The organism is Cloacibacillus evryensis DSM 19522, from assembly GCF_000585335.1.
In the GTDB taxonomy this organism is placed as follows: Bacteria; Synergistota; Synergistia; order Synergistales; family Synergistaceae; genus Cloacibacillus; species Cloacibacillus evryensis.
On sequence record NZ_KK073872.1, the window covers coordinates 2,658,685 to 2,682,551 of the forward strand.

The 23,867-nt window shown below is 54.6% G+C and carries 22 protein-coding genes; 6 read left to right on the plus strand and 16 right to left on the minus strand.

Going from position 1 to position 23,867, the window contains the following annotated elements; genetic code table 11:
• Positions 1-216 precede the first annotated feature (216 nt).
• From recG to queD, 8 genes are all read right to left on the minus strand, one after another.
• A complete protein-coding gene (gene recG / locus CLOEV_RS11920) occupies positions 217-2,274 on the minus strand; it encodes an ATP-dependent DNA helicase RecG (protein WP_034443957.1) in 2,058 nt (685 codons plus the stop codon).
• A gap of 55 nt (positions 2,275-2,329) precedes the next feature.
• Complete coding sequence (locus CLOEV_RS11925) at positions 2,330-2,956, minus strand: DivIVA domain-containing protein (RefSeq protein WP_008713215.1); 627 nt, start codon at positions 2,954-2,956, stop codon at positions 2,330-2,332.
• 68 nt (positions 2,957-3,024) lie between these two features.
• Positions 3,025-3,729, minus strand: a complete 705-nt coding sequence (locus CLOEV_RS11930; protein WP_008713217.1) for a YggS family pyridoxal phosphate-dependent enzyme — start codon at positions 3,727-3,729, stop codon at positions 3,025-3,027.
• Positions 3,723-4,658, minus strand: a complete 936-nt coding sequence (locus tag CLOEV_RS11935; RefSeq protein WP_008713219.1) for a biotin/lipoyl attachment domain-containing protein — start codon at positions 4,656-4,658, stop codon at positions 3,723-3,725. The genes CLOEV_RS11930 and CLOEV_RS11935 overlap by 7 nt, the downstream gene beginning before the upstream one ends.
• Before the next feature lie 12 nt (positions 4,659-4,670).
• Positions 4,671-5,312 (minus strand): HAD family hydrolase, encoded by a 642-nt coding sequence (locus tag CLOEV_RS11940; RefSeq protein WP_008713220.1) that lies wholly within the window; start codon positions 5,310-5,312, stop codon positions 4,671-4,673.
• Positions 5,312-6,511 (minus strand): class I SAM-dependent rRNA methyltransferase, encoded by a 1,200-nt coding sequence (locus tag CLOEV_RS11945; RefSeq protein WP_051485059.1) that lies wholly within the window; start codon positions 6,509-6,511, stop codon positions 5,312-5,314. Before CLOEV_RS11945 ends, CLOEV_RS11940 begins: the two co-directional genes overlap by 1 nt.
• Positions 6,508-7,284, minus strand: coding sequence for a GTP cyclohydrolase FolE2 (gene folE2, locus CLOEV_RS11950; protein ID WP_034443959.1), 777 nt, complete (start codon positions 7,282-7,284; stop codon positions 6,508-6,510). The genes CLOEV_RS11945 and folE2 overlap by 4 nt, the downstream gene beginning before the upstream one ends.
• Positions 7,277-7,648, minus strand: a complete 372-nt coding sequence (gene queD / locus CLOEV_RS11955; RefSeq protein WP_008713224.1) for a 6-carboxytetrahydropterin synthase QueD — start codon at positions 7,646-7,648, stop codon at positions 7,277-7,279. Before queD ends, folE2 begins: the two co-directional genes overlap by 8 nt.
• Before the next feature lie 221 nt (positions 7,649-7,869).
• Between queD and CLOEV_RS11960 the strand changes: the two genes are divergently transcribed.
• Positions 7,870-8,433, plus strand: a complete 564-nt coding sequence (locus CLOEV_RS11960; RefSeq protein ID WP_008713225.1) for a flavodoxin family protein — start codon at positions 7,870-7,872, stop codon at positions 8,431-8,433.
• Positions 8,433-9,431: a UDP-glucose 4-epimerase GalE gene (gene galE / locus CLOEV_RS11965; protein WP_008713226.1), complete on the plus strand. Its 999-nt coding sequence runs from the start codon at positions 8,433-8,435 to the stop codon at positions 9,429-9,431. The genes CLOEV_RS11960 and galE overlap by 1 nt, the downstream gene beginning before the upstream one ends.
• A gap of 215 nt (positions 9,432-9,646) precedes the next feature.
• Here the strand turns inward: galE and CLOEV_RS11970 are convergent, their stop codons facing one another.
• From CLOEV_RS11970 to CLOEV_RS11985, 4 genes are all read right to left on the minus strand, one after another.
• Complete coding sequence (locus CLOEV_RS11970) at positions 9,647-10,561, minus strand: glycosyltransferase family 2 protein (RefSeq protein ID WP_008713227.1); 915 nt, start codon at positions 10,559-10,561, stop codon at positions 9,647-9,649.
• A gap of 13 nt (positions 10,562-10,574) precedes the next feature.
• Entirely contained in the window at positions 10,575-11,852 is a 1,278-nt protein-coding gene (locus CLOEV_RS11975; protein ID WP_008713228.1) for an O-antigen ligase family protein, read from the minus strand.
• A 319-nt stretch (positions 11,853-12,171) separates the two neighbouring features.
• Positions 12,172-13,173, minus strand: coding sequence for a glycosyltransferase family 2 protein (locus CLOEV_RS11980; RefSeq protein ID WP_008713229.1), 1,002 nt, complete (start codon positions 13,171-13,173; stop codon positions 12,172-12,174).
• 53 nt (positions 13,174-13,226) lie between these two features.
• Positions 13,227-14,228 (minus strand): hypothetical protein, encoded by a 1,002-nt coding sequence (locus CLOEV_RS11985; RefSeq protein WP_008713230.1) that lies wholly within the window; start codon positions 14,226-14,228, stop codon positions 13,227-13,229.
• Positions 14,229-14,395: 167 nt separating this feature from the next.
• On the opposite strand from CLOEV_RS11985, the gene CLOEV_RS11990 reads away from it, so the two are divergent.
• The 4 genes from CLOEV_RS11990 to CLOEV_RS12005 are packed head-to-tail and all read left to right on the plus strand — an operon-like array spanning position 14,396 to position 18,585.
• Positions 14,396-15,421 (plus strand): glycosyltransferase family 8 protein, encoded by a 1,026-nt coding sequence (locus tag CLOEV_RS11990; RefSeq protein ID WP_008713231.1) that lies wholly within the window; start codon positions 14,396-14,398, stop codon positions 15,419-15,421.
• On the plus strand, positions 15,418-16,434 hold the full coding sequence (locus tag CLOEV_RS11995; protein WP_034443962.1) for a glycosyltransferase family 4 protein: 1,017 nt from the start codon (positions 15,418-15,420) through the stop codon (positions 16,432-16,434). The genes CLOEV_RS11990 and CLOEV_RS11995 overlap by 4 nt, the downstream gene beginning before the upstream one ends.
• Before the next feature lie 7 nt (positions 16,435-16,441).
• Positions 16,442-17,527, plus strand: coding sequence for a glycosyltransferase family 4 protein (locus CLOEV_RS16570; protein WP_084482383.1), 1,086 nt, complete (start codon positions 16,442-16,444; stop codon positions 17,525-17,527).
• Positions 17,524-18,585, plus strand: a complete 1,062-nt coding sequence (locus CLOEV_RS12005; protein WP_034443964.1) for a hypothetical protein — start codon at positions 17,524-17,526, stop codon at positions 18,583-18,585. Before CLOEV_RS16570 ends, CLOEV_RS12005 begins: the two co-directional genes overlap by 4 nt.
• 16 nt (positions 18,586-18,601) lie before the next feature.
• On the opposite strand, the gene CLOEV_RS12010 is transcribed toward CLOEV_RS12005, so the two are convergent.
• From CLOEV_RS12010 to CLOEV_RS12025, 4 genes are read right to left on the minus strand one after another with little or no spacing between them, the layout of a single operon-like run.
• The gene (locus tag CLOEV_RS12010; protein WP_034443967.1) at positions 18,602-19,771 is read right to left on the minus strand and encodes a type II secretion system F family protein; all 1,170 of its coding nucleotides are present in this window, start codon (positions 19,769-19,771) and stop codon (positions 18,602-18,604) included.
• 3 nt (positions 19,772-19,774) lie between these two features.
• A complete protein-coding gene (locus tag CLOEV_RS12015; protein ID WP_008713240.1) occupies positions 19,775-21,271 on the minus strand; it encodes a GspE/PulE family protein in 1,497 nt (498 codons plus the stop codon).
• Position 21,272: 1 nt separating this feature from the next.
• Positions 21,273-23,342, minus strand: coding sequence for a type II secretion system secretin GspD (gspD, locus tag CLOEV_RS12020; protein ID WP_008713242.1), 2,070 nt, complete (start codon positions 23,340-23,342; stop codon positions 21,273-21,275).
• A 48-nt stretch (positions 23,343-23,390) separates the two neighbouring features.
• Positions 23,391-23,864 carry a PulJ/GspJ family protein gene (locus tag CLOEV_RS12025; protein ID WP_034443970.1) on the minus strand — a complete coding sequence of 158 codons (474 nt, stop codon included), beginning with the start codon at positions 23,862-23,864 and terminating at the stop codon, positions 23,391-23,393.
• Between the last annotated feature and the right edge of the window lie 3 nt (positions 23,865-23,867).

Genomic DNA, 23,867 nt, shown 5'->3' on the forward strand with positions numbered 1-23,867 from the left:
TCACAAGAGGTAGGTTCAAAGACCGCGCCGCAAATACCGGTCATGGGGGCCGCGCCGAAGGATCAGGAGCGGCTCTCCTGATACCCGGACAAACGCCGGCCCCAGGGGCAAGCCCGGGACGACGGGGTGCCGGGCCCGGCATGACAGGATAAATCGCGGTTTACCGTTCGCTTTCAATCGCGTAAATTGGCGTTTGCCCTGATCAGGGCGGCGTTTTTACGACAGGTTTTCGGGAGAGGCCCCTTCGATCTTTGCCCGCAGGCCGGCGGTCAGGGCCGCGGTTCCCTCTTTTTCAAGGAATTCACGCGCGTCGTCTCTCGCCCTCTCCGCGAGAAGGCAGTCCCTTTGCAGGTCGGCGACCCGGAAACGCGCAAGGCCGTGCTGCACCGTACCCGCGATCTCCCCGGCGCCGCGCAGCTCGAGGTCGGCCCTGGCGATCTCAAAACCGTCGTTGGTGGAGGCGAATATCCGCAATCTCTCAGTATCCTCAGGCTTCATGGAAAGCAGCACGCAGAGGCCGCGCCGCGCTCCGCGCCCGACCCTGCCTCGCATCTGGTGCAGCTGCGAAAGCCCGTAACGTTCGGGGGATTCGATCACGATCACCGTCGCCTCGGGCACATCCACCCCCACCTCAAGAACGGTGGTGCCGACAAGCAGCTGCGACCGCCCTTCGCGAAAGGCGGAGAGGGCCTCATCTTTTTCCGCGCTCTCCATCTGTCCGTGTATCAGCGACATCTTCACGGGAGGAAGTTTCCTGCCGAGCCACTCGAAACGTTTCACGGCCGCCGGCAGCCCGGAGTTTCCGTCCTCCTCCACGCGCGGGCATATCCAGTATACGCGCCCGCCTGAGACGATCTCTTCGGCGATGAAGCGCATCAGCTTTATCAGCTGATCTCCGCCGATTATCCTGGTTTCGACGGGAGCGCGGCCGGCCGGCTTGTCTTCGATCACGGATATGTCAAGGTCTCCGTAAAGCGTCAAGGCCATCGTCCGCGGTATCGGGGTGGCGCTCATCATAAGCAGGTGGGGCCTCGCACCGTTTTTCAGCAGCCGCGCGCGCTGGCGCACGCCAAAACGCTGCTGTTCGTCAATGATCACAGCGCCGAGGTTTTTAAATTTGATCTCGTCGGAGAACAGCGCCTGGGTGCCGGCAACGACGCCGACGAATCCTTCCGCCAAGCCGTCCAGCGCCTCTTTCCGCTCCCGCGCGGGCAGGTTGGACTTTATCAGCGCGCATTTGACGCCCAGCGGCGCAAGGTATCCCTCCGCCTGCCTGTAAAGCTGCTCGGCGAGCACCTCGGTCGGTGCGAGCACCGCGCACTGCGCGCCGCCGTCGCAGACTCCCGCCGCAAACGCGACGGCGACGAGCGTCTTGCCGCAGCCGACGTCTCCCTGCAAAAGGCGTGATATCGGCCTGCCGGAGGCTCCGTCGGCGAATATTTCCTCTATCACGCGCCGCTGGGAACCGGTGAGTTTGAAGGGAAGGCCGGCGATCAGCGCTTCAAATAAGGGGCCTTTCACGATCCGCGGGGAGGAGCTCTCCGCACGCTCCTTTCGCGAAGCAGCTAAAGTCAGATGCAGGGCGAACAGCTCCCCGTAGGCAAGGCGCCGGCGCGCCTCTTTCCAGCTCTCCGGCGACCCTGGCATGTGCATTTCATATATCGCCCGCGAAATTGGCATCAGGCCGTTCTTTTCGATTACGGACGCCGGCAGCTCTTCCTCCGCCAGCGCGTGATATTCTTTTACGGCCCCGCAGGCGACGCCGCGGAACCATTTCCGCGGCAGCCCCTCGGTGGATGGGTATATGGGAAATATGCCCGAAAAGGGGGCCTCTACCCCCTTTTCAGATTTTATAAGTTCAAATTCGGGTTCCGTCATTTCAAAGACAGTGGCGCGCAAAGAGGGCGTGCCATAAAGCGCCGCCCGCGCGCCCTCCGCCAATATGCGGTCAAGTCCTCTGCGGTTGAACCAGACGGCGTCCAGAAATCCGCTGCCGTCAGAAAAACGGCAGGTCGTCAGGAGACGCCCGCGACCGGGAAGCGGCCTGACCTCTACGGCGCGGACGGCGGCATAGACCACCGAGGGAGCGCCGGGCACAAGCTCCGCGATCTTTTTGACGTTCCTGCGGTCCTCGTAACGGCGGGGAAAGAAGAAAAGCAGATCTTCCAGCGTGCGCAGTCCCAGCCGTTCAAGGAGGGCGCTGCGGCGCGGCCCCACTCCCTTGAGGGCAGAGAGCGGCAGCGACAGTTTCTTTTCGTTTTTTTTGCTGTGCAAACAGCTCACATCTTCGAGTTCCGGGCCATGCGGAATGATATAACTATCCGCTTCCTTAATCGGAATTCATCAGCTCCCGCGGGTCTACGCCCAGGATGCCGCAGGCCGCCTCAAAATCTTTGCGGTCTGTTTTCCGCTCCGGTTCAGCCTGGGGCTCCTCCGCCTCGTCTTCCGCCGGGACCTTCTCGATCCCCTCGAGAACGCTGTCCACGGCCCCTGAAAGCTGTGATGAGGCCAACGCCTGGCTCAGCTGCGTGTCGAACTTCGCGAGCATGCCGCGGAACTCCTGCGCGTACATATCGCGTATGCTGCGTATCTGTTCGACGCCGGTGCGCAGGCGGTCCGCCTCGGCGGCGGCCTCACGGCACATCTCGTCCGCCTGCGCGCGCGCGTCGGAGAGTATCTTGTTCGCCTGTTCGCGCGCGCTCTTGACGCGCTCGTCGGCGCTCTTCTGCGCCATCAGCAGCGCCTCGTGGAGCACGTCCTTCATACGCTCATATTCGGCGAGGCTATCCTGTTTCAGGGCAAGCTCGCGTTCGAGCTCTTTGTTTTTCTGATTATAGCTCTGCAGGGTCTCAGCCACGTGGTCAAGGAACTCGTCGACCTCCGCCGCGTCATAGCCGCGGAGGCTCTTTTTGAAGGACTGGTTCACAACATCAAGCGAGGTCAAAAGTTCGGACATTTTTTCTGCTCCTTTCCTTTACAAAAACATCTATAAGAAAAACCAACGGCATATATCGTCAAAGCTTTCTAACCATAATTGCGCGGACCGAATATCGCGCTTCCCACACGCACTATCGTGCTGCCCTCTTCGACGGCGATCATATAATCGCCGCTCATACCCATCGAAAGCTCGGGCAACGGCAGTCCCGCGGCGCGGCGCAGCTTTTCCCGCAGCTCGCGCAGTCCGCTGAATGTTTCGCGCAGGACCCTTTCATCCTCCGTATCTTCGGCGACGGTCATCAGCCCGTTCACCGCGATCAGCGGACAGCTTTTCATCATATCATCGAGCAGCCGCTCCGTCTCTTCAGGAGCGATGCCGCTTTTTGCCGCTTCGCGCGACATGTTCACCTCTATAAAAACGGGGAAAGAGCGCGGCTCTCCCTCGGATAGCACACGGTTCAGCCCGACGGCTGTCTCAAGCGAATCGACGCTCTCAATGAGGTCAAAGCTCTCAAGCGCGCGCCTTATTTTGTTGCGCTGCAGATGGCCGATCATGTGCCACGGACAGCTCTCCGCCTCCGCGGGCCAGGCGGATCGCTTGCCGGCCGCCTCCTGCACCTTGTTTTCTCCGATAAGGTCAAGGAGCGGCGCCGCCGCCGTCATCATCTCGACGGGGTGGTATTTTGTGACGCCCATAAGTTTTATCTCCGAGAGCGCGCGGCCGCTTCTCTTCGCGGCCGACGCCATATCTTCCCTTATCTTCGCGATATTTTCACCAATGTTTATCACCATAGCTGAATCCTTCCTTCGCGGGCGGCGGCGGCGTCTTCGACGACCGCGTCTCCCACCGATATGCCTTTGGTCACAAGAAATTTATCGTTGGGCAGTCTCTTGCCCTCCACGGGGACAAAGACGACGCGCGCACCGCGCACCATATATATCCCGGTGCGCCCTCCCTTTTCAAGTATCGCGCTCTGCGGCACGAGAGCTCCCTCCGTCTGCCCCGCGTCTATTATCAGCGTGTAGTTGCGGGAGAGGACAAGTTCGGGGGGGAACCACGGCATCGTCAGGTATATCTTCGTCATATCCCCGCTCTTCTGGGTAACGCGTATCTTCGCCGACGATACCGTATCTTCGCTGTCGATGCGCACCCTTAACTTTTTACGTTTTATCTGCTCTGCAACGTCGCCGCGCATCGGCATGTAACCGATAAAGCGCAGCTCCTGCGGCTGTTCTATTATTTTCCCGACGATCTGTCCCCTCATGGCGGCGGTATTTTCCGGGAGGTACTGCAGATCGAACTGCTTGGATAATTCCGCCCGCTTCGCGGGCCAGAGCGCCGAGTACCGCCACCGCGCCTCCTGCCCGTCCTTTCCCGCGACAAAGTAGCCCTGTTGGTAGGCCTTCACCTCACGGCCGCCGACACGCGCGACCACCGCGCCTCTGGCGACGCGCACGGGGCCTCTGCCGAGCGGGTAGGAGAGCGCGCCGGAGGCCGGGGAGAGCAGGACGTTCTCTTTCCAGAGAAGCAGCCCCTTGACCCTTATTATCTGGGTGTCTATCCCCGGGATCGCCCACGTTATCTCCGGGTGGAGGTATTCGTAGCGGTCAAAGTATGACTTAAAGGCCAATACCCAGAGCGCGGCGATGACTACGACGCCGAGCCAGTATGTGACGCGGAAAGTCCTCTTTTTTTCCTCCGGCCTATAGCGCCTGACCATTCTCCGCGTTCCTTATCTAAGGCCGAAGAGCCCCGGTACCTCTATCAAATCCGAGCATACGCGCCACGCGCCGGCGGCGGCGAGCCCATCCTCCCCGAAGTTGCCCGTCGTCACGCCGACGCCGCGTACCGCGGCGGCCACGGCCGTCTTCATGTCAATGTCAGTATCGCCCACATAGACGGCCTCATCCGCGCCGACGCCGAGCTTGCCGATGGCCTTGAAGAGCGCCTCGGGATCAGGCTTCGCGTTCGTCACATCCTCAAGCCCGATGATGACGTCCATGTAGGGAGTAAGCTTCGTCGCATCAACGACACGGCGGGCGAAGCGCCGGTTGGAGACGACACCCGTCTTTACCCCTTTTGCGCGGAGCTCTTCGAGCGCCGCGACGGTGTTCGGGAACAGGCGGATGCCGGTCTGCTCGACGCCGCGGAATTCGTCGCGGTAATAGCCGAGCCATTCTTCCTTGAAATCTCCCCAGTACAAGCGCCAGCAGTCCTCGATCGGCAGCCCGATCCCCGCGAGTACCACCTCGCGCGAGACCTCTTCCAGCCCGAATTTCCGCGCGAGCAGGTTTGAACAGTGGTGGATCGCGTAACTGCTGTCGGCCAGCGTCATGTCAAAATCAAAAATGACGGCCTTCGTATCTTTTGTCATCAGTCTTCTACTCCCATTACAAATCCCTTCAGATAGTCCGTCTCCGGGACTCCGAGGAGCGCCGGGTGGTCCTGAGGCTGGTGTATCTCATGTACGATGCGGCAGACCGCGCCCGCGTCCCTCGCCGCGTCGTTCAGCGTGTCAAGCAGCATATCCCGCGTAAAGGCGTGGCTGCATGACAAAAAAAGAAGATGCCCTCCCGGTCCCAGCCGTCTGAAACCGCGCACGGCAAGCTCCTTATACCCGCGGCGCGCCGAATCAAGCTGCCCGCGCGCCGGCGAGAAGGGCGGCGGGTCCATTATCACGATGTCATACCGCGCGCGGTCGGCGTCGATCTCGCGCATTATATCGAAGGCGTTGCCGCAGCGGAAAGTCACCTTTTCCTCGGGCAGGCCGTTGATGGAGAGATTCTCCTTCGCACGGTCGAGCGCGGCCTGCGACTGATCTATCGCCGTGACCTCCGCCGCTCCCCTGCCGAGGGCGTGAAGGGTGAAATGTCCCTGATACGAAAAACAGTCGAGCACCTTCGCCCCCTCGTAGACAGGGTCGAGCAAAGCCGGAACATGACGGACGTCAAGATAGGCGCCGGTCTTCTGTCCGCCCGCGATATCGACGAGCTCATACGTGCCGCCGATCTTCACCTTGAGCGGACCCTCCGGCATTTCGCCGAGCAGCGGCTTGACCTCGCGCGGGATTCCCTCTTTTTCCAGATGCCTCGTGTCGTTGCGCAGGATGACGGCGGACAGTTTCTTTACCTTGCGGAAGACCTTAGCCACCTCGTCGGCGTGGCGGTACCATCCCATCACCGAAAGCTGCAGCGACAGGACGTCCCCGTACAGGTCGGCGGAAATGCCCGGAAGCCGGTCCCCCTCGCCGTGTACCCAGCGGAAGGATTCCTCGCCGGCGCACCAGCACTTGCGCACCGCGAGCGCGCGTTCGACGCGGCGGCGCAGCAGCTCCATCTGGTCCGGCTCATGGCCGCCAAAGGAGAGGACGCGGATGCAGAGCGCGCCCTCGCTCCAAAGCCCCCAGCCCAGCACCAATCCTTTTTTGTCGGCGAAGGGGATGATGTCGCCGGGGGCGCAGACCGGGGCCTGGATCAGATTGCCTCTGAAGAGCCACGGATGGCGCTGTTTTACGCGCTCGGCACCGCCGTCGTTCAGAACGGCGCGGCGCAGTGATTTTTTCATTGACGTCATATGCGTTTATCCCTCTCTATCACGGCAAAAGCGTCGTGATTGTGAATACTTTCGTGGCTCGTCACGGATACTCTGTACCAGAGCACCCGCTCGTCGGCCTGCATCGCGAGCGCGAGCTCGCGCACGGAATCCTCGACGAAGCGCGGATTCGAGTAAGCGCGTTCCGTCACATATTTCTCGTCCTCGCGTTTGAGCAGACTGTATATCGGCGCCGAGGCGCAGTCGTCAGCCATCCGCACAAACTCCTCCAGCCAGACGAAGCCGGAAAGGCGCACCTCCATCACCGCGTGCGCGCGCTGATTGTGCGCCCCAAATTCTGAAATCTCCTTAGAACAGGGACAGAGCGTCTGAACGGGGGAAGTCACCGTCGTCACCAGGTCGAAATCATCGCCGCAAAGCGCCGCCTCAAAACGGACGTCGCAGCGCAGCCGCCCCTTCGCGCCGCTCACGGGGGCCTCCTTCATGATGAAGTACGGAAATTCAAAGACGGCGTGCGCGTCGCGCGCCTGCAGGCGCTCTTTGAGCGTCATTAAAAGTCCCTCCATATTATGGAAGGTGACGCTCTTTTCCTGCGCCCCCAGGACCTCGATGAAACGGCTCATATGCGTGCCGCGGTAGTCCCGCGGCAGCGAGACGGAGAGGCTCACCTGAGCGACCGTCTCCTGCGTGCCGTTCGTGCGGTCCGGCACCGAAATCGGCCACGAGAGGTCGCGGATACCGACGCGGTCGATCGCCATATTTCTGTTGTCGCTCTCGTTCTGTACGTCACGCATCTTTTACATCCTCGCGGCGGCAGATGACGGACGAGCTCTCCGTCTCCCAGAGCCTTATCTCAGAAAGCCGGCAGTTGCCGCGCGCAAGCGGCCCGTCGAGCTCCCGGAAGATCCAGATAGCGATATACTCCGCGGTGGGCTGCGGCAGGATATCGTTTATATAGGCGTGGTCAAGTTTTGAGAGCACGAGTTCGTTAACGGTCTTTTTCAGATCGACAAAATCGAAGATCATCCCCTCGGCGTCGGGCGCGCCCTCCAGCGTCACCCGCAAATGATAAGTATGGCCGTGAAGGCGCTCACACTTTCCATGATAGTGTATAAGGTTATGTGCTGCATCAAACTTGAAATCACGGCACAGTAACATCTATATTCCTCCCAAGTTTATTTTAATACGACTTTATTCTACCACGTAGCCGCGACACTGTTTACCCGTAAAAATTACGCCCGGGTCATATATGTCCCGCTTAGCCAAAAACAGCGGACCCAATTACAGATTGTATCACCTCGGCATCCGGCATTAGCCTATTCCCCGTAAAAATAATATAATAGAACGGTTGGATATCATCATAATTGGGGGAAACCGTGATGGCAGATAAAAAAGTGATGACAATATTGCTTGGAAGCCCGCGCAAAGAGGGCAACAGCGAACAGCTCGCCGATTCCCTCGCAAAGGGCGCCGGGGGAAATGGATACGAGGTGCGCAAAGTGCGCCTCGCGGCAAAAAAACTGAACGGCTGCCTTGACTGCCGCAAATGCTGGAGCGCCGGAACGCCGTGCATCCAGCGGGACGATATGGATTCTGTGTACCGGGACATCACGGCGGCTGAGGTCCTCGTCTTTGCGTCACCGCTATATTTCTATTCGTGGAGCACACAGATAAAACCGGTATGGGACAGATTGCTGCCCTTCTTCGCCGCAAATTCGCAGGCGAGTGTGAAAGGCAAAAAGGCGGTCCTCCTCGCCACGGCTGGAGATACTGAGATAAGCTGCTTCGACGGACTGAAAGCATCCTTCCGTCTCGCCTGCGGATTCACCGGCTGGAGCATCGCCGGAATGATCTGCGCGCCGGACATGTACCCAAAGACAGACATGGCCGAAAAGGGACGCAAGTACCTCTTTGAGGCATACGAGCTGGGAAAGAACTTATAATGAAGAACATACTTGTAACGGGCGGCGCCGGCTTCATCGGTTCGCATACCTGCGCGGCGCTGCTTGACGCCGGATATTCCGTCGTCATCGCCGACGACTTTTCCAACAGCAAACCGCAGACATTGGAGCGCATCGGCGAGATAACGGGGCGCGATTTCGTATTCTGCGAGGCCGACGTGACAGACAGGGCTGCGGTCGCGCGCATATTTGACGAAAACAAGATCGACGGCGTCATCCACTTCGCCGGCTTCAAAGCGGTAGGCGAGTCCGTGGAAAAGCCGCTGGAATATTACTACAACAACCTTGTGAGCACGATCGAACTGGCAAGGGCCTGCGTAACTCACGGGGTGAAGCATTTTGTCTTTTCATCCTCCGCCACGGTCTACGGCGACAACCAGGCGCCCTTCGTGGAGACGATGCCGCTTTTGCCGGCGACCAATCCCTACGGAGAGACAAAGGTGATAAGCGAAAAGATACTCTCGGACACAGCCAAAGCCAATCCGGGCTTCTCCGTGGCGCTGCTGCGCTACTTCAACCCCATCGGCGCGCACGAGAGCGGGCTCATCGGCGAAGCGCCCAACGGCATCCCTAATAATTTGATGCCCTACATCACGAAGGTCGCCAAAGGCGAGCTGAAAGAGCTGCGGGTCTTCGGCAGCGACTACGACACGCCGGACGGCACCGGCGTGCGCGATTATATCCACGTGATGGACCTCGCGGAGGGACACGCGGCGGCCCTGGAAAAGATGGGCGAGGGAGTGTCGGTCTACAACCTCGGCACCGGCAAAGGCACCTCGGTGCTGGAATTGGTCACGGCCTTCGAGCGGGTCAATGAAATAAAGATACCCTACCGCATAACGCCGCGCCGCGCCGGAGACATCGCCGTCTGCTACGCGGAGACGAAAAAAGCCGAACGGGAACTGGGCTGGAAAGCCCGCCGCACGGTAGAGGAAATGTGCCGGGATGCGTGGCGGTTTGAGAAAGGACTAACAAGGTAATTTCTGCGGAGCTCGATTAACCGCCTCAGTAAACAAAACAGACTGATGATTTATATCGTGATGTAAAGATAAACCTAAATATTGGCTTAAGCAAATCGAACCTCCAGCATATCCTCGACAATAAAAGCGGCGAACTTTTTTCGCCGCTTATTCTATGTTTAAGAACAACGGGGATATCTCTTCCTTTATCGCGATCATAATCTACATATGAAATTTTATTCTTTATATAGTAAATGGTATAATTTACACCTAACGGCAATTTTTACCGTTCTATAATATCTTTTCAATTTATCCATCAATGACAACGTATCCATCTCTTTATCAAAATCAAAACCATTCCTCTTGAAATCAGAAACGCCGGCAAGATAACACTCTCTGTAGATATGATAAGCCGGGTAATATGTATCTACGTACAGCTCAAATCCCGCGGCAACAGCCCTTATGCAATACGCTCTATCTTCCCCCCAGAAAGAAATATTATAAAGTTTAGAGAAATTTACGCCAGCTAAATTGACTTTTCTGGAAATTAAAGTACATGCCCCTAAACCACCAACCCGATAAGTTCCCTTTTTCTTAAGCGTTTCTATAAATTCCATATGCTTTGCCGTACGGTATATTCTGTTTTCTGCTTTAGGGTCAGAAGGGTCGAAAAACCAACGTTGATCCATTAGCCAAACTTGTGGCTCATAGTAGTCCCATCTAGATATTTTAGTCCAAAAAATATTGGAAACGATATCTTTTTGCACCGATAATAAACGCTGGAGAGTTTCTACATGTAACACGATATCTGAATCAATCAGAAAAAGATAATCATATTTTTCCTGACAAGAAAATTCAATTATCATATTCTTTAACTTGGCTACCCTATCAATAACCGCATAATCCCAATTATGCAAATCATAATCGCTTTTATTTTGGATTATAGAATCGGATTTGATCACTGTCACTTTTGAATTTCCAGAATGAAACTTGGACAGCATATCGGAAGAAGCTTGCTCATCGCAATCATCAACGAAGAGATAATCTACAGCACAATTAGTTTTATTCAATTCGCATAACGAGGTAAGGAATTCCCTTAGGATATTCTTTTTTTGTTTTACAGGGCTTCCTATCAATATCTTAAAGGTCATAATTGTACCTCCGTCATAGATTGGTACTATCGTTTTTATTATAATTGATCAGTGGTGTAAGCACTAACGTAAAAGTTACCCAATATAGGGTTACTATTCGTCTCGTAGCTCTAAACATATCGTCTAATATCCCACATGTCATATACGTGAAAACCACTAATAACACAATAAATGGCACGACTAATAACTTTTTCTTTTTTTGCATTAAGGTTGCACACCGGTAAATTAGATTGGACAAAAACGCCAGCAACAACAGGGCCGCTGGCCATCCAGCTGTCCAAGCAGCCTGTAGAAAGGCAGAGTGAGTATGAACTCTTTCTTCAATAGAAAAATTTGAAAACTCTGCCCACCCATATCCTAATATCGGGCGCAACTTTATGTGGTTAACTGCCTCCACCCAAATATGATACCGATGATTTGTAAATTTTTCTGCGTTAAAACCATCAAGTGACAATTGGTATAATTGAACAAAGAAACCATCATACAAATTTTTGTAAAGAAGCGAAACCGAGTATAACACAATAGTCAATATTATCAATAACGCCAGTGACAATGTGAATATTTTAAGAAAATGCCGTTTTGAAAATAGCGATAAAATAAACAGTGTTACAACAGTCTGCACCAATAATACCAGCCAAAAAGTAGTATATAGTGTCAATATAAGTGTTGCTGACATTAATATAAGGACAAAAAGCAAGCCAATGATTTTCCGGCGTGATGTTTCTACTATCAAATCGTACAGTACCCATGGCAGCATGACAGAAAGGATAGTACCAACGCTCCATGCACCAAGCCGCAAAGGCCAGTTTGAAAAATCAACGGCAAATCCCAATGAATAACGCTGGCATAACGCCAAAACCGAGTAAAATAGACAAGCGGCAATTGCAAATTTTTCGATATTTTTGAGAAAGAAAGGATCTTTTGCAAAAACCAGGGTTGCCCACATCCATATCAACAGTTCGATAAGCCATCCAGTAGACTGTAGCCGTTCCATCAGCGGATCTACTCCAAAAAACAGCGGAATGAAAAATATCCAGGCACATAACAGCAGCAAAATGCTGCCAGTTATTTTTTGTCCTTTTGTCCACGAAACATAAAACTTATCCTTCAACTGCTCTTTAGTTAGGCAAAACAACGCACATATTAATAATATTTTTCTGGCAGTGTCGCTGAAAAATAGCCCCAGGGTAATAGCGGAGATAAAAAGAAGCTGTCCTGCTCGGAATTTGTTGATTTCGGCTCCAAATAGCCTATCAAATGCGGAAAACATATAATCTTTGAATAAGGACATTACACTTTTAACCCCTTTTGTGGATCAGAAATTACATTTATACCTGTAACATCTAACATGTTGTCACTCACCTTATTTTTTGTCCGGCCAATATCTTGATCTCAAGCATTTAGCATATTATAACAGCTCATTATCGGGGAAGGAAGTATGCGGTAAATCTATTGCAGGTGTTTGGGAACAATGGTGTTTCATCTTTTATTCCGCATATCTATTTTTAGCGTTTCCAGTTCCTGTATGATCTTTTCTTTAAAAATATTTGAAGAAGTTAGGGCAAATGCCCCCCCCCGAAGGGGCTGAAGTGCAGGGTAAGCGTCGTTCATCACGGCTTTTTACGTCGATAGTACGCGTAATAAAGCTTCGGAAGCAGAAGGAACAATATTGCCTTTAAAAAATATTCAGGCTTATGAAAAAAAACATGCCAGCTTCCTAGAAAAACTGCCACGGGAGTTTTTTCCCTGATTTTTACGAACTCTGTTTCGTTGTCATTCATAGCGGCATATGACAAAAGCCTGAAAAGCGTCTCTGGATAGAGTTTATATTTGGTTATATCAAGCAGACCTTTATCGCTTCCATATTCCTCAATGTAGCGACAGCACCGCTCAAGCGCTTTCGCGTTATCGCCATAGCGCTCAACGCGAACCTTCCTATCGAAATTTTTAGAACCCATCGCCGGATGCTCAACGTATACGTATGGGCACTCGCTTACTACAGCACAGCTTTTAGCGCGCACCAATGCCTTCAAAAAGAATTCTCCGTCTTCACCGGCGCGGCAACCCTCGTAATTTTTTATTCCACAGCGCTTTATAAATTCAGTCTTATAAAGCGTGCATATCGAAACTTCATATATACTCATTATTTTTGCGCGTGCTGCGGACTGAGGAGATACACTCCAGTTCGCTCCGTTATCCTCCACAGGGAAATTTTTAATCTTCCCTGTGTCAGAACAATATACCTTCCGGCCGCACATGGTAACATCCGCGCCTCCAGCTTTCTCCGCAGCAGCGTAGAGCAAAGAGAACAGGTTAGGTTCGCAAAAATCATCTCCGTCGAAGAAAGCAAAGAATTCGCCAGTAACGTTGTCGATCCCCGTATTACGGGCTGCGGCCACCCCTCTATTGCGTTCGTGCACTATTATTCTGTGCGCAAAACAGCAGTTTGCAAGCACGGCTTTGGCGGCTGCCGCGGTCCCGTCGTTAGAACTGTCGTCGACCACGATTATCTCAAGTTCAGGATAATCTTGCTTAGCTATTGCCTCGAGGGCTTTTCCTACCAGCTTCTCGAGATTATATGCTGGGATGATGACACTGATTTTAGGAAACATTTTCTCCTCCGTCAAACAATGATAGTGCTGTTATGTAAATCTTTTTTATCAGCCTATAACTCGTACGACGACTTCTCGCCAAGTATGGCATCGAAAGCCTCTTTTACCATGCAATAATCCTCTTCGGCGCCGTCAGCGTCGTTGATGCAGATTAATTTTGACCTTTGTCCCAAGACACATCTCAATATTTCCGGCGTTTCTGACTTTATATCAAAATACGCCCTGTCCCTGCGGAGTGGGGCTGGCGAGAAGTTGCCGCTTGCAAACTGCCAGTATTTAAAGAGACATTGGTCAAGGTCTTTCAGTGATCGAAATCTCCGTGTGTTGGCCTCGTTGAGTTCATTTCGATAGACCGCCCACACCTTCTCAAAGACCGACTTCAAAAATGGCTGAGCCGAATGATGGTTTTTAAAGCCTGGGAATTTAGGCGACGGGATGAGCCACCATGGATGTATAAACTGCCTGAAGCCGTATTTAAGGCTCAGCCACTTCGCTGGGTTTTTCAATAAGGCTATGTTTTTGTTGAATTTTCTATTGATCAGCTCGACGTCGTTTGCAATACAAGATAAATATGTGCTACCACTGTCCCGCTTGATCTTTGTCATAATGGCGGCGTCACGCGGCAATCCGTTTTCGAAGAAAAAAGACTGAGGCGTGGGCGCTATTATATACATATCGTCGTTAAAATAGACAAATTTTTCCGACAGGCCGTTTATCCTGTAGATGTTGTTCTCTATTGGATTGGCGTTGAAAAGCGGAAGGTATTTATGCTCTATAAAATCCGCATGTTTTACAAAATGCAGCTTAGGGTGACTCAGGTTCAGCCATTTCGGAAGTTGTCCGTTTGTTACAAAATGAACTTTACGAACCCATGGAGTAAATTTTTCAATGCCGCGAAACCAATAAGGAAGCATGCCATGCTCCTCATATCGAATAGAGCCAATTGATTCGTTGTCTGTCATAGTGGCTTCATGTTTATAAACCGCAAACTCTCTCTTCCATTGTTCGTCGGAATCATCCACCCATAAAACAACAAAATCTATCGTATCTTCCATCCGGGCACCTCAAAAAAGCTTTATTTATCGTCAAGGATGACGGCATCATTACGTGAAGCTGTCTTTCTCTCCACCATCGACCGATAATTGTGCTATTATAACAGATATTCCAACAAAAAGCCGTGAAAACTCCGGCTTTTCGTGTTGGTAAAGGAGAGTGTGTTTGAATGGATAATTATATTCATGCGGCGCTGGCATTCTGCGACCCCAAAGGGACCTATTCGCGCCATGCCGCGGTCGTGATGGCTTCCATGTTCGAGAATACAAAAGACAAGATTTTTCTCCACATAATCCATGATGATACGCTTTCTTCCCATAATCGCGAGAAACTCAAAGCAACTGCGGAAAATTATGGACAGCGTATCGAATTTATAAACGTTGAAAGCCTGCTGGAAGGCACATCGATTGACGTGAGCAAACTGACGATTGACGGCGCAAGAGGAACTCTATTTCGGTTGCTGATCCCACAGCTCATCAACGAAAAAAAAATCCTCTATCTTGACTGTGACCTTATAATCGACCTCGACATAGCAGAGCTCTGGAACGAGCCGCTTGACGGCAAAACGATCGGTGCGGTATGTGACGTATGGTCGCTGGACTATATCAAGGGAACGCCAGTGCCATGGAGATACGCTTTGGCTTGGGAGATAATGGGTATACGGAATGATTCTTATTTTAACGCAGGCGTCACCATCATGGATCTTGAGAGGATTCGCGACCGTTATGACTTTCTCAAAGAAGTTGAAACCTTCTATGACAAATACAAAAAGTGCATAACTCTCGCTGATCAGGACTGTCTCAATTATATATTCGCGGGCGACGTCCAGTTCCTTGACCATAGATACAACAGAATCGACCTCAAAAGTTTTACAGACGAAGGACACGGTTCGATTTGGCACATGGCGGGCGGCGCAAAACCGTGGACGCTCTGCTCTAAAGGAAAAGTCGACGAATTATATTGGCACTTTTTATCAAAAACAGCCTACTGCGGCGGGCAGGAAGAGCTGACAGCGCTGATAGTATCAAGCCTCGCTGAGTCGCCTTTCATGCACAGACACTCTTCGGACTGTATAAAGAGGCTCAAAAAGCAGCTCGCCGATAATATTTTCAGGAGCCATATCTGGACGGTGCCCTATCTGCTGGCGATGAAATTCTTTGGCGCGCGGGCAGAGAAGAGGAACATTAAAAGATGAAGATAATCGAAATACTTCCCGAGCTGGATATTGGCGGGGTAGAGCGCCACGTTATAGACCTCACCTCCGAGCTTGCGCGGCGCGGCCATCAAATACTCGTCGTCTCCGCCGGGGGCAAAATGCAGAAACAGCTCTCCCCACAGGTAAGACACCGCCGCCTCAGCGTTCATAAAAAGAATCCGTTCACAGGCTATTTTTGCGCGAGAACAATATCATCATGGGTACGCAGCGAGGGCTGGCAGCTGATCCACGCCCATTCGCGGGTACCGGCGTGGATCGCCTCGTGGGTCTCTTCCATGACCGGCATACCATTCATCGTCACGGCGCACGTGGATTTCGGCAACAAAAGTCCCTGGATATACGCTCCCTATAGAAAGGCAGTAAAGACCATCTGCGTAAGCTCCGCCGTTCAAAACGCGATGAAAGACTGTTTCTACGAAAACACCCAAGTCATTCTCAACGGTCTTGACGAACCTGCATATCATTGGAGCCCGCAGCAGCCGCAGCCTGTAAAATTTCTCTTCGTCGGACGCCTCTCACCCGTCAAAGGGCTTCAAAACGCTCTCAAAGCAATGCCCGCTGAAGGGAGGTGGACTCTCGACGTCCTCGGCGACGGCCCTATTATAGAAGACTTGCGCCAGGAGGCAAAAGAGCTTGGGCTCGCTGACAGAGTTACATTCCATGGCTATTCGGAGCGGGCGGACGAATACATGGCTTCATCTTCCTGCCTGCTCTTCCCCTCTTACACGGAGGGGATGCCCTTGACGCTCGCGCGCGCCATTCAGATCGGAATCCCGGTGATCGCTTCAAATATCGGCCCGGTATCGGAAATGCTCGGGGGTACGGATGGACTCATTGATCCGGAAGACCTTGACGGCTGGAGGGCAGCGATCAAAAAATTCATAGACACGGCCGAGCCGCCCTGCTGTTTCCCTAAGTCGTCGGTGCCGACGCTCGATGCCATGACAGATTCCGTAGAAAAAATATACCTCGCCGCGGCAGCCTTGAGATGACATTTAGATGAAGGTCCTTCACTACGTCAATGAAAATAATTTATCGTGGGGACGCTCGTGGGGCAGCCTGCTGAAAAAACTTGAGTCACTCGGTGTAGAGAATGCCGTCGTATGTAAGAGCGGCGGGACTCTGAGCCGCCTCCTTCGTGAGAGTTCTATCCGTTGCTCGGAAGCCGATGTCCTCCTTGCCGATCTCCCAGTAACCGCCCTTGGGTTCGCTCAGGCCCTGCGCGGAGCCGCGCCGGAGCTGATACATACCAGGCTCTCATCTGGCGCCCGTATAGGGGGGTGGTGGGGGAAGAAACTGGGGATACCGGTACTCTCGACGCTCGATAAGTTCGCAAAGATAAAGTATTATCGCGATTGTACGTATTTAGCGGCTTGCTCAGAAGCCGTCAGACACGACGCTGTAAGCAAAGGTTTTCCAAGCGAGCGCGCTGTCGTGATACATAATTCTATAGACAGCAGTCACTATCGGCGCAATGAAAGAGTTGGACGCGAGATGAGGGTAAAGCTTAACCTCCCCGACAGTCATCTTTTGATAACGGCGGCCGGACGTTTCGACGATGGCAAGGGCTTTGAACTGCTGCTCAGAGCTTATAGAGATTTTTCACTGCTTGCCTCTGGACCGCAGACAAAGCTGATGCTGCTCGGAGACGGCCCTTTCCGCGGCAGACTTGAGAGCCTTACGCGTGAACTGGACATAACGGAGGACGTTATAATGCCAGGTTTTGTGGAAGATGTGCGGCCATGGCTTTGGGGCTCGGATATATTCGTCTTTCCTTCCGACGGACCTGATGCATTTGGCCTCTCACTGCTTGAGGCGATGGCCGCGGGACTGCCAGTCGCAGCCTCCGATTGCGGCGGGCCAGGAGAGCTGATAAAAGACGGAGAAAGCGGCCTCCTGGTACAGCGCGGTGATCAGAACGCCCTCTGCACCGCCCTCTCGAAGCTTGCCTCCGCCCCGACGCTCCGCGCGTCGCTTGCAAAATGCGCCGAACGCAGAGCCGACGACTTCAGCGTCGATTCCATCGCCGCGTCCACTGTGGATTGCTACCGCAAGATATTACGGGACAGGAATGCTGTGATATGAAAAAAATCAGACGTGAGATAATCAGGGGGCAGGTGAAATTAGCGCTTGGTTTCCCGTGGCTGCTGCCTGAAAGCGTCCGTTCCGGCATTTTTCGCAGATGGAACAGATGCCAGCGCGATTTTACCGCCGACGCCTATGCGAAAGACGACCCGGCGCCGCGCCCTGAGCCTCCGCTCAGGCTGCTGGACCTTTCATGCACCTCCGGCTTCGGTGAGAATGTGCACCCTGACGTCCTTTATGTCCCTGAGGGTTTCGGCGCCGGTGGCTGGAGGTATTTTATGGCCTGCACTCCGCTGCCGCAGGGCGTCGAATATTTTGAAAACCCCGAATTTCTGGTCAGCATGGACGGGCTCCGCTGGCACGTTCCAAATGGCGGAGCGTCGCCGCTTGTTGGAGCGCCTGACGATTGGATAGGCTATAATTCCGATCCCGCGCTTTACCTGGAAGATGGCGAGTTGTCGCTTTTCTATAGAGATTACCGCGCCTATTCCGGATACTCCATCATAAGGATACTGGTAAAAAAAACCAGCGACGCTATTTCCTGGAGCGCCCCCAAGACCGTACTCTCGTATAAAAGACCGCTCAAGGAAGCGGCGGTCATTATGTCGCCCACCATCGTCAGATCAGGCAAACTCCATTATATGTGGTATGTCTGGCGGAATTCAGATGGGTGCCATCGCATCTACCGTATGGAGGCTGCTAATCTTTCGGACTGGAACAATCCAAAGCTGGTGACTATAGAGGGGCTTCCTGACGGCGAAGAGCCATGGCACCCAGACGTAGCCGCGGCGAACGATGGAAGCCTCGTCATGGCGCTTTGTTCGTTTCCCCGCGATCTGCAAGAAAATAAACGCATCCTCATTTGCAAGGCCCCCTGCGGCGAAGGGCTCGTTTGGAACTTCAACGGAAGCTCTATCGAGAGAGGCTCCCACAATTTTGGGAAGAAAAGCCTTTACAAACCATCGATAGTACTGAATTCGCCCATACCGCGGATCTATTATTCGGGACAGGACGAACGTGATCACTGGCAGATGGTCTGTATGGATATCACAATATAAAAAACCGCAAACGGCTCTATCTTCCCGCCAAACTCGACAAATCGAATATCGGCAGCAGCACCGCGACGACTACGAAGCCTACCAGCACTCCCATCACCAGAATGATCATCGGTTCGGCGAGGGTCGCCCATTTCTGCATTGATGACTGGGCGTATTCCCAGCAGCTGGAGCCGAGGCGCACGGCGGCGTCGGGGAGGTTGCTGCCGCTTTCGCCGACGCGGATTATCGTCACGATCTCTTCGGGGAACGAGCCCTCTTTTTCCAGCGCCTGCGAAAAACGGTAGCCCTGACGAATGTGTTCGGCGACGACGGAGAGGCGTCCCTTGACGGGGTCGAGCGGCTCCGTCAGTTTAAGCGCCTGCACGAGCGGTATGCCGGCGCGCAGCAGCGTGCCGGTCTGGCTGAAGATCAGCGCGAAGCTCAGGTTGTCATGGATATCTTTGAACATCGGCATCGATATTTTTTTGTTGTTGCGGCGCATCCAGAAGATGATAAGCGCCACAACGGCCGCAAAGGGCAGGAAGCCGACGCGCACGGCGTCGGAAATGAAGATCAGCATCTTGGTTATGAAGGGCAGTTCCGCGCCCGACTCCACGACGAGCGCCGTGAGGCGCGGCACGACGAAGCTGAGGAGGAAGACGACGACGCCAAGGCCGACGATAAGCATCAGGACCGGGTAGGTCAGCGAGGATTGTATCTTCCGGCGCAGCGATATCTCATTTTGGATGAGCTCGCCGGCTTTTTCAAGGATGTCCGCGAGGGAGGCCGATTTTTCGCCGGATTCGACCATGCCGACAAGGCTCGGGCGGAAGACGCCAAGCGCCGTCATCGAACCGGCGAGCGAGCGTCCGCCCTCCACCGACTCCCTCAGCCGCGTATAGATCGGCTTGAGGTTTTTATCGCGCGTCTGTTTTTGCAGCAGCCGCAGCACTTCGGTCATGGAGAGCCCGCTGCGCATGAAGGATGAGAGCGTCGTGCAGAACAGGTGCTGTTCTTCGAGCGTAAGGTTTTTTTTGCGTGTTTTTCCGGAGAAGGACCATGTGCGCGGTTTTTCTTCTTTCACGCTGATTATTACATATTTCGCCTCGCCGAGTTCGCGGAGCAGGTCGTTTTCGCTCGGCGCCTCCTTGCGCAGCTGTTTTTTCTCCCCGGTAAGGGTGTAGACTTCGGCCTTGAAGAGCGGCATCGGCTACACCTCGCCGACGACGCGCAGCATCTCTTCCGGCGTCGTCTCTCCCTCGCGGACGGCCTGCAGCCCAAGCTCCAGCAGTGTCGCGAAACCACCCTTGCGCGCGAGGTCCCGCAGCTCGTGCATCGGTGCGCCGCGGGCGATGGCGTCCTGTATCTCGGGAGTGACGTCGAACTGTTCGTAGAGGCCGAAACGTCCGCGGTAGCCGGTGCCGTTGCAGCGTTCGCAGCCGGCGCCGCGCCAGGCCTTTTCGATGCCGTTTCTGAGGACGACGCCGGAGGTCGGTATCTCTTTTTTACAGTGCGGGCAGACGCGGCGCACGAGGCGCTGGGCGACGACGCCGAGCAGCGAGCCGGAGATTAGGTATGGCTCGACGCCCATGTCGGAGAGTCGCGTGACGGCGCTGATCGAATCGTTGGTGTGGAGCGTGGAGAAGACTAAATGCCCCGTAAGCGAAGCCTGAATGCCGATGTGCGCGGTATCGAAGTCCCGCATTTCTCCGATCATGATGATATCGGGGTCCTGGCGCAGGATCGAGCGCAGGGTGTTGGCGAAGGTGAGCCCCGCCTTTTCGTTGACCTGCACCTGGCCTACGCCTGGCAGGTCGTATTCTATCGGGTCTTCGACGGTGATGATGTTCACCTGCGGCCGCGCGAGCGCCTGCAGGATCGCGTAAAGGCTCGTGCTTTTGCCGGAGCCGGTCGGCCCCGTGAAGAGTATCATGCCGTTGGGACGGCGGATGAGGTTTTCCAGCCTTTCGCGTTCATAGGCCTTCATTCCCAGGTCTTCAAGGGTCAGCAGACCACGCGTCTTGTCGAGCAGGCGCAGCACGAGGCGTTCGCCGTGCTGCGTCGGCAGCGAGCTGACGCGGATGTCGACGAGGCGGTCTCCGAGGCTGATGCCGATGCGCCCGTCCTGAGGCACGAAACGCTCGGCGATGTCCATGTTGGCCATGACCTTGATGCGGCTCGTCACAGGCGACTGATGGCCCTTGGAGAGGGCGTAGCGGTCGGAGAGGACGCCGTCGACGCGGTAGCGCACGGCGACGCGGTCCTCGTAAGGTTCGATGTGGATGTCCGTCGCGCGCTCGCGCAGGGACTCCATGAGGATGCCGTTGACGAGCTTGACGACCGGCGCGTCGACGCTGTCGCTCATGACCTCCTGGCGCGCGAGCTCGGAGAGGTCGTCCACCTCTTCGATGGCGTTCAGCGTATCCTGCCCAACTCCGCTCTTGATGTCATAGAGGCCGCGGATGAGGTTCTGTATCTCCGCGGGGGGGAAGAGCCTGGCGTCGGCGCTGGCTCCCATTGAGGCCGCAAGCAGCTGCGTCTCGACGATGCAGGAAAGGTCAGCCGCCGCAAAGGTGACGACCTCCCCGTCCCGAGAGATGGGCACGAAACACTTGTCGCGCAGCGCGTCCAGACTCACCCCCGAAGGGATAAGCTCAAGCACGCTCTCGGGCGTTATGTTCAAGTCTTTCAGCGACTGCTCCGTCATCTTATTGCTTATCCGTATTATTTGCGGGCGCTTTTTCCCGCGGCTTCACATCGTCGGATGTTCCCATGCCGGGGAGCTGTCCGTGCGGGTCGAGCATTTCCCGCGTGATCCCCTGCTGTTTTGTCGATTTAAGATAGTCCTCGTTGTTGCGCTGCAGCAGGATGCGCTCCGCCTCGCTGAGCCTCTGTCCGTCGGTGATGATCTCGTTCGTGATCTTCGAGGCGTGCTGCGGCGTCTCAAGTATATAGGGCGTAAGGAAGATCATCAGGTCGACCTTTTCGCGCTGTTTTTCCTGCGACTTGAAGAGGTTTCCGATCAACGGGATGTAGGAGAAGAGCGGCACGCGGTTTTTCAGCTCCTTCTCCGCCTCCTTGATGAGGCCGCCGATGACGACCGTCTCGCCGTTCGCGACGAGGACGCTGGTCTTGACTTCGCGTTTCGAGGTGATCGGCGTCGTCGAGTTGGTCGTCGTCAGCAGGTCTTCGATGCGCTGTTCGATGTCGAGCGCGACGAGGTTCCCGCTCCTGATGTGCGGCGTCACCGTGAGGATGAGGCCGACGTCCTTATATTCATAGGTGTTCGTCACAGAGTTAGTGTTCGTCTGGTTCGTAAGGCTGCCCTTGAGCTGCGGGATGACCTGCCCCACCTGGAGCGAGCTCTGAAGGTTGTCGGTGCACATCAGGCGCGGCATCGAGAGGACGTTGACCGCGTCGAACTTGTTGAGCAGCTTTATGTAGGCATATACAAGCCCCGCCCCCTGGGTATTTGATGTTGTACTATTACCAAGGTAGTTGCCATTTTTATCATATAAAGGAACTGTTTCCTCTTTTGTTATTAAACTCTGATAAAGCGTTTGTATGTCTGACGGCACGGCGGTGTTTCCAAGCTGTATATTACCAGCCCCAACTATGCTGCCGAAGATGTCGCCGCCCCAGGCCGCCCAGTCGATGCCGGCGCTGTTGAGCTTGTTGAGGCTGACCTCGGCGATCATGCCGCGCAGCAGCACCTGCTTCGGCTGCGTGTCAAGCTGTTCGAGGATGGTTTTGAGGGAATTGAACTGCTCCTGCGTGGCCGTAAATACCAGGCTGTTCGTCGGCAGGTCGGGCACGACCGTCGAGGGCATCGCGCCCTTGGGGTCGGGCGATAGCTTCGCGGCGACGGAGAGTATTTGCGAGAGCTGCTCCGCCACCGTCTTCGCGTCGGCGTTTTTCAGCCGGTAGACGTGGAAGTTCTCGGTCCGCGAGGGGACGTCGAGCGATTTGATGATGCGGTCCGCCTCGCGGATGTTCTGGCTGCTGCCGACGAGGATCACCCTCTTGGTGCGTTCGTCGGAGACCGCCACCATCCCCGCGAGCTTTGAGGAGGCGTCTTTCGCGACCGCGTTGAGCTGCGCTTCGAGCAGCTTAGCGTTAGCATATTGCAGCGTGCAGACCTTTATCGTGCGGATGCTGTCCGGAGCGTCGATGGCGCGGATGACGCCCACGGCGCGGGAGAGCAGCGCCGCCTTGCCTACGAGCAATACGGAGCTGCCGTTGCCGATCGGCGAGATCTGTATCTGCGGGATCGCCGTCTTGAGCGGCGAAACGACATAACCGGCCTTGACATAGCTCAGCGGCACGAGCTGCACCATTATCGTATCGCTCGGGTCGACGCTCTGGTCTCCCTTGACGATCATATTGCTCGCGGTGCCCCCGGTGGAGAGCGGCACGACCTTTGAATAGCCCTCCATGTCCTGTATCGAAAGGTTGTTCATCTCAAGCACGGAGAGCATCACCTGCCGCGCCTCCTTGAGCGTGACTGCCTTCGGCGAGACGACGGAGACCTTGCCGGAGACCCCGGGGTTCACAAGGATGTTTTCGCCGAGAAGCTCCGACATAAAGCGAATGAATTTCGCCATATCGAGGTCTTTGAAGTTCAGCTGTACGCGCCCCGCCGCCCTCATCTCCTGCGCGGCCTTGATCAGGTTCAGCTCCTCCTGGTCGGGCTCAGCCGCCGTCGACATGGTGCATGCGGATACGGAGATGGCCGCCGCTATGAATAATGTATAGAAAAACCTTTTCTTGCTGTGCATTACCTACCACTCCTAATTCCTGCTGCGATATTTATCTATAAAGGCAGTTCATTTTTTCCCACTCTGTCCAGTGTTTTCGCTTTTTTCACTTTTATCGGCCGACAGCCCCTCCGCAACGTTTTCCTCGGAATCCTCCTTCGACGGGATGTAGAGCGTTATCTTTTTATCTTTTTTATCGGCGACGGTGATCTCGCGCCATTTTACGCGCACGGGCTCGGCGCCGTCGCCGGAGGCAGCTTTGTCAAAATCAAGACGTCCGAACCCCTCGCCGAACATCTCTGTCTCCTTGTCCTTCGTCTCCCACTTAAAGTCACCGCTGGTACCGACATCGGAGAGCTCCTCCGTAGATATCCCGGCCTCCACCGCCTGCGCGGCGTTTATGAGGCCCTCCTTGTCCTTGACGGCGGAGAGCGTGTTCTGCGCCATTATCACAAGCCTTATCGCCGCCGTTGTGGAGAGTGCGAGCACCATGACGGCGATCATCACCTCTATGAGGGTGAAACCGCTCCGCCGCCGTGACATACT

Bases quoted from the DNA above. Each gene is read 5' to 3' on its own strand.
- CLOEV_RS11925 (WP_008713215.1), bottom strand. From the start codon at position 2,956: ATGTCCGAACTTTTGACCTCGCTTGATGTTGTGAACCAGTCCTTCAAA.
- CLOEV_RS11930 (WP_008713217.1), bottom strand. From the start codon at position 3,729: ATGGTGATAAACATTGGTGAAAATATCGCGAAGATAAGGGAAGATATG.
- CLOEV_RS11935 (WP_008713219.1), bottom strand. From the start codon at position 4,658: ATGGTCAGGCGCTATAGGCCGGAGGAAAAAAAGAGGACTTTCCGCGTC.
- CLOEV_RS11940 (WP_008713220.1), bottom strand. From the start codon at position 5,312: ATGACAAAAGATACGAAGGCCGTCATTTTTGATTTTGACATGACGCTG.
- CLOEV_RS11945 (WP_051485059.1), bottom strand. From the start codon at position 6,511: ATGACGTCAATGAAAAAATCACTGCGCCGCGCCGTTCTGAACGACGGC.
- folE2 (WP_034443959.1), bottom strand. From the start codon at position 7,284: ATGCGTGACGTACAGAACGAGAGCGACAACAGAAATATGGCGATCGAC.
- queD (WP_008713224.1), bottom strand. From the start codon at position 7,648: ATGTTACTGTGCCGTGATTTCAAGTTTGATGCAGCACATAACCTTATA.
- CLOEV_RS11960 (WP_008713225.1), top strand. From the start codon at position 7,870: ATGGCAGATAAAAAAGTGATGACAATATTGCTTGGAAGCCCGCGCAAA.
- galE (WP_008713226.1), top strand. From the start codon at position 8,433: ATGAAGAACATACTTGTAACGGGCGGCGCCGGCTTCATCGGTTCGCAT.
- CLOEV_RS11970 (WP_008713227.1), bottom strand. From the start codon at position 10,561: ATGACCTTTAAGATATTGATAGGAAGCCCTGTAAAACAAAAAAAGAAT.
- CLOEV_RS11975 (WP_008713228.1), bottom strand. From the start codon at position 11,852: ATGTCCTTATTCAAAGATTATATGTTTTCCGCATTTGATAGGCTATTT.
- CLOEV_RS11980 (WP_008713229.1), bottom strand. From the start codon at position 13,173: ATGTTTCCTAAAATCAGTGTCATCATCCCAGCATATAATCTCGAGAAG.
- CLOEV_RS11985 (WP_008713230.1), bottom strand. From the start codon at position 14,228: ATGGAAGATACGATAGATTTTGTTGTTTTATGGGTGGATGATTCCGAC.
- CLOEV_RS11990 (WP_008713231.1), top strand. From the start codon at position 14,396: ATGGATAATTATATTCATGCGGCGCTGGCATTCTGCGACCCCAAAGGG.
- CLOEV_RS11995 (WP_034443962.1), top strand. From the start codon at position 15,418: ATGAAGATAATCGAAATACTTCCCGAGCTGGATATTGGCGGGGTAGAG.
- CLOEV_RS16570 (WP_084482383.1), top strand. From the start codon at position 16,442: ATGAAGGTCCTTCACTACGTCAATGAAAATAATTTATCGTGGGGACGC.
- CLOEV_RS12005 (WP_034443964.1), top strand. From the start codon at position 17,524: ATGAAAAAAATCAGACGTGAGATAATCAGGGGGCAGGTGAAATTAGCG.
- CLOEV_RS12010 (WP_034443967.1), bottom strand. From the start codon at position 19,771: ATGCCGCTCTTCAAGGCCGAAGTCTACACCCTTACCGGGGAGAAAAAA.
- CLOEV_RS12015 (WP_008713240.1), bottom strand. From the start codon at position 21,271: ATGACGGAGCAGTCGCTGAAAGACTTGAACATAACGCCCGAGAGCGTG.
- gspD (WP_008713242.1), bottom strand. From the start codon at position 23,342: ATGCACAGCAAGAAAAGGTTTTTCTATACATTATTCATAGCGGCGGCC.
- CLOEV_RS12025 (WP_034443970.1), bottom strand. From the start codon at position 23,864: ATGTCACGGCGGCGGAGCGGTTTCACCCTCATAGAGGTGATGATCGCC.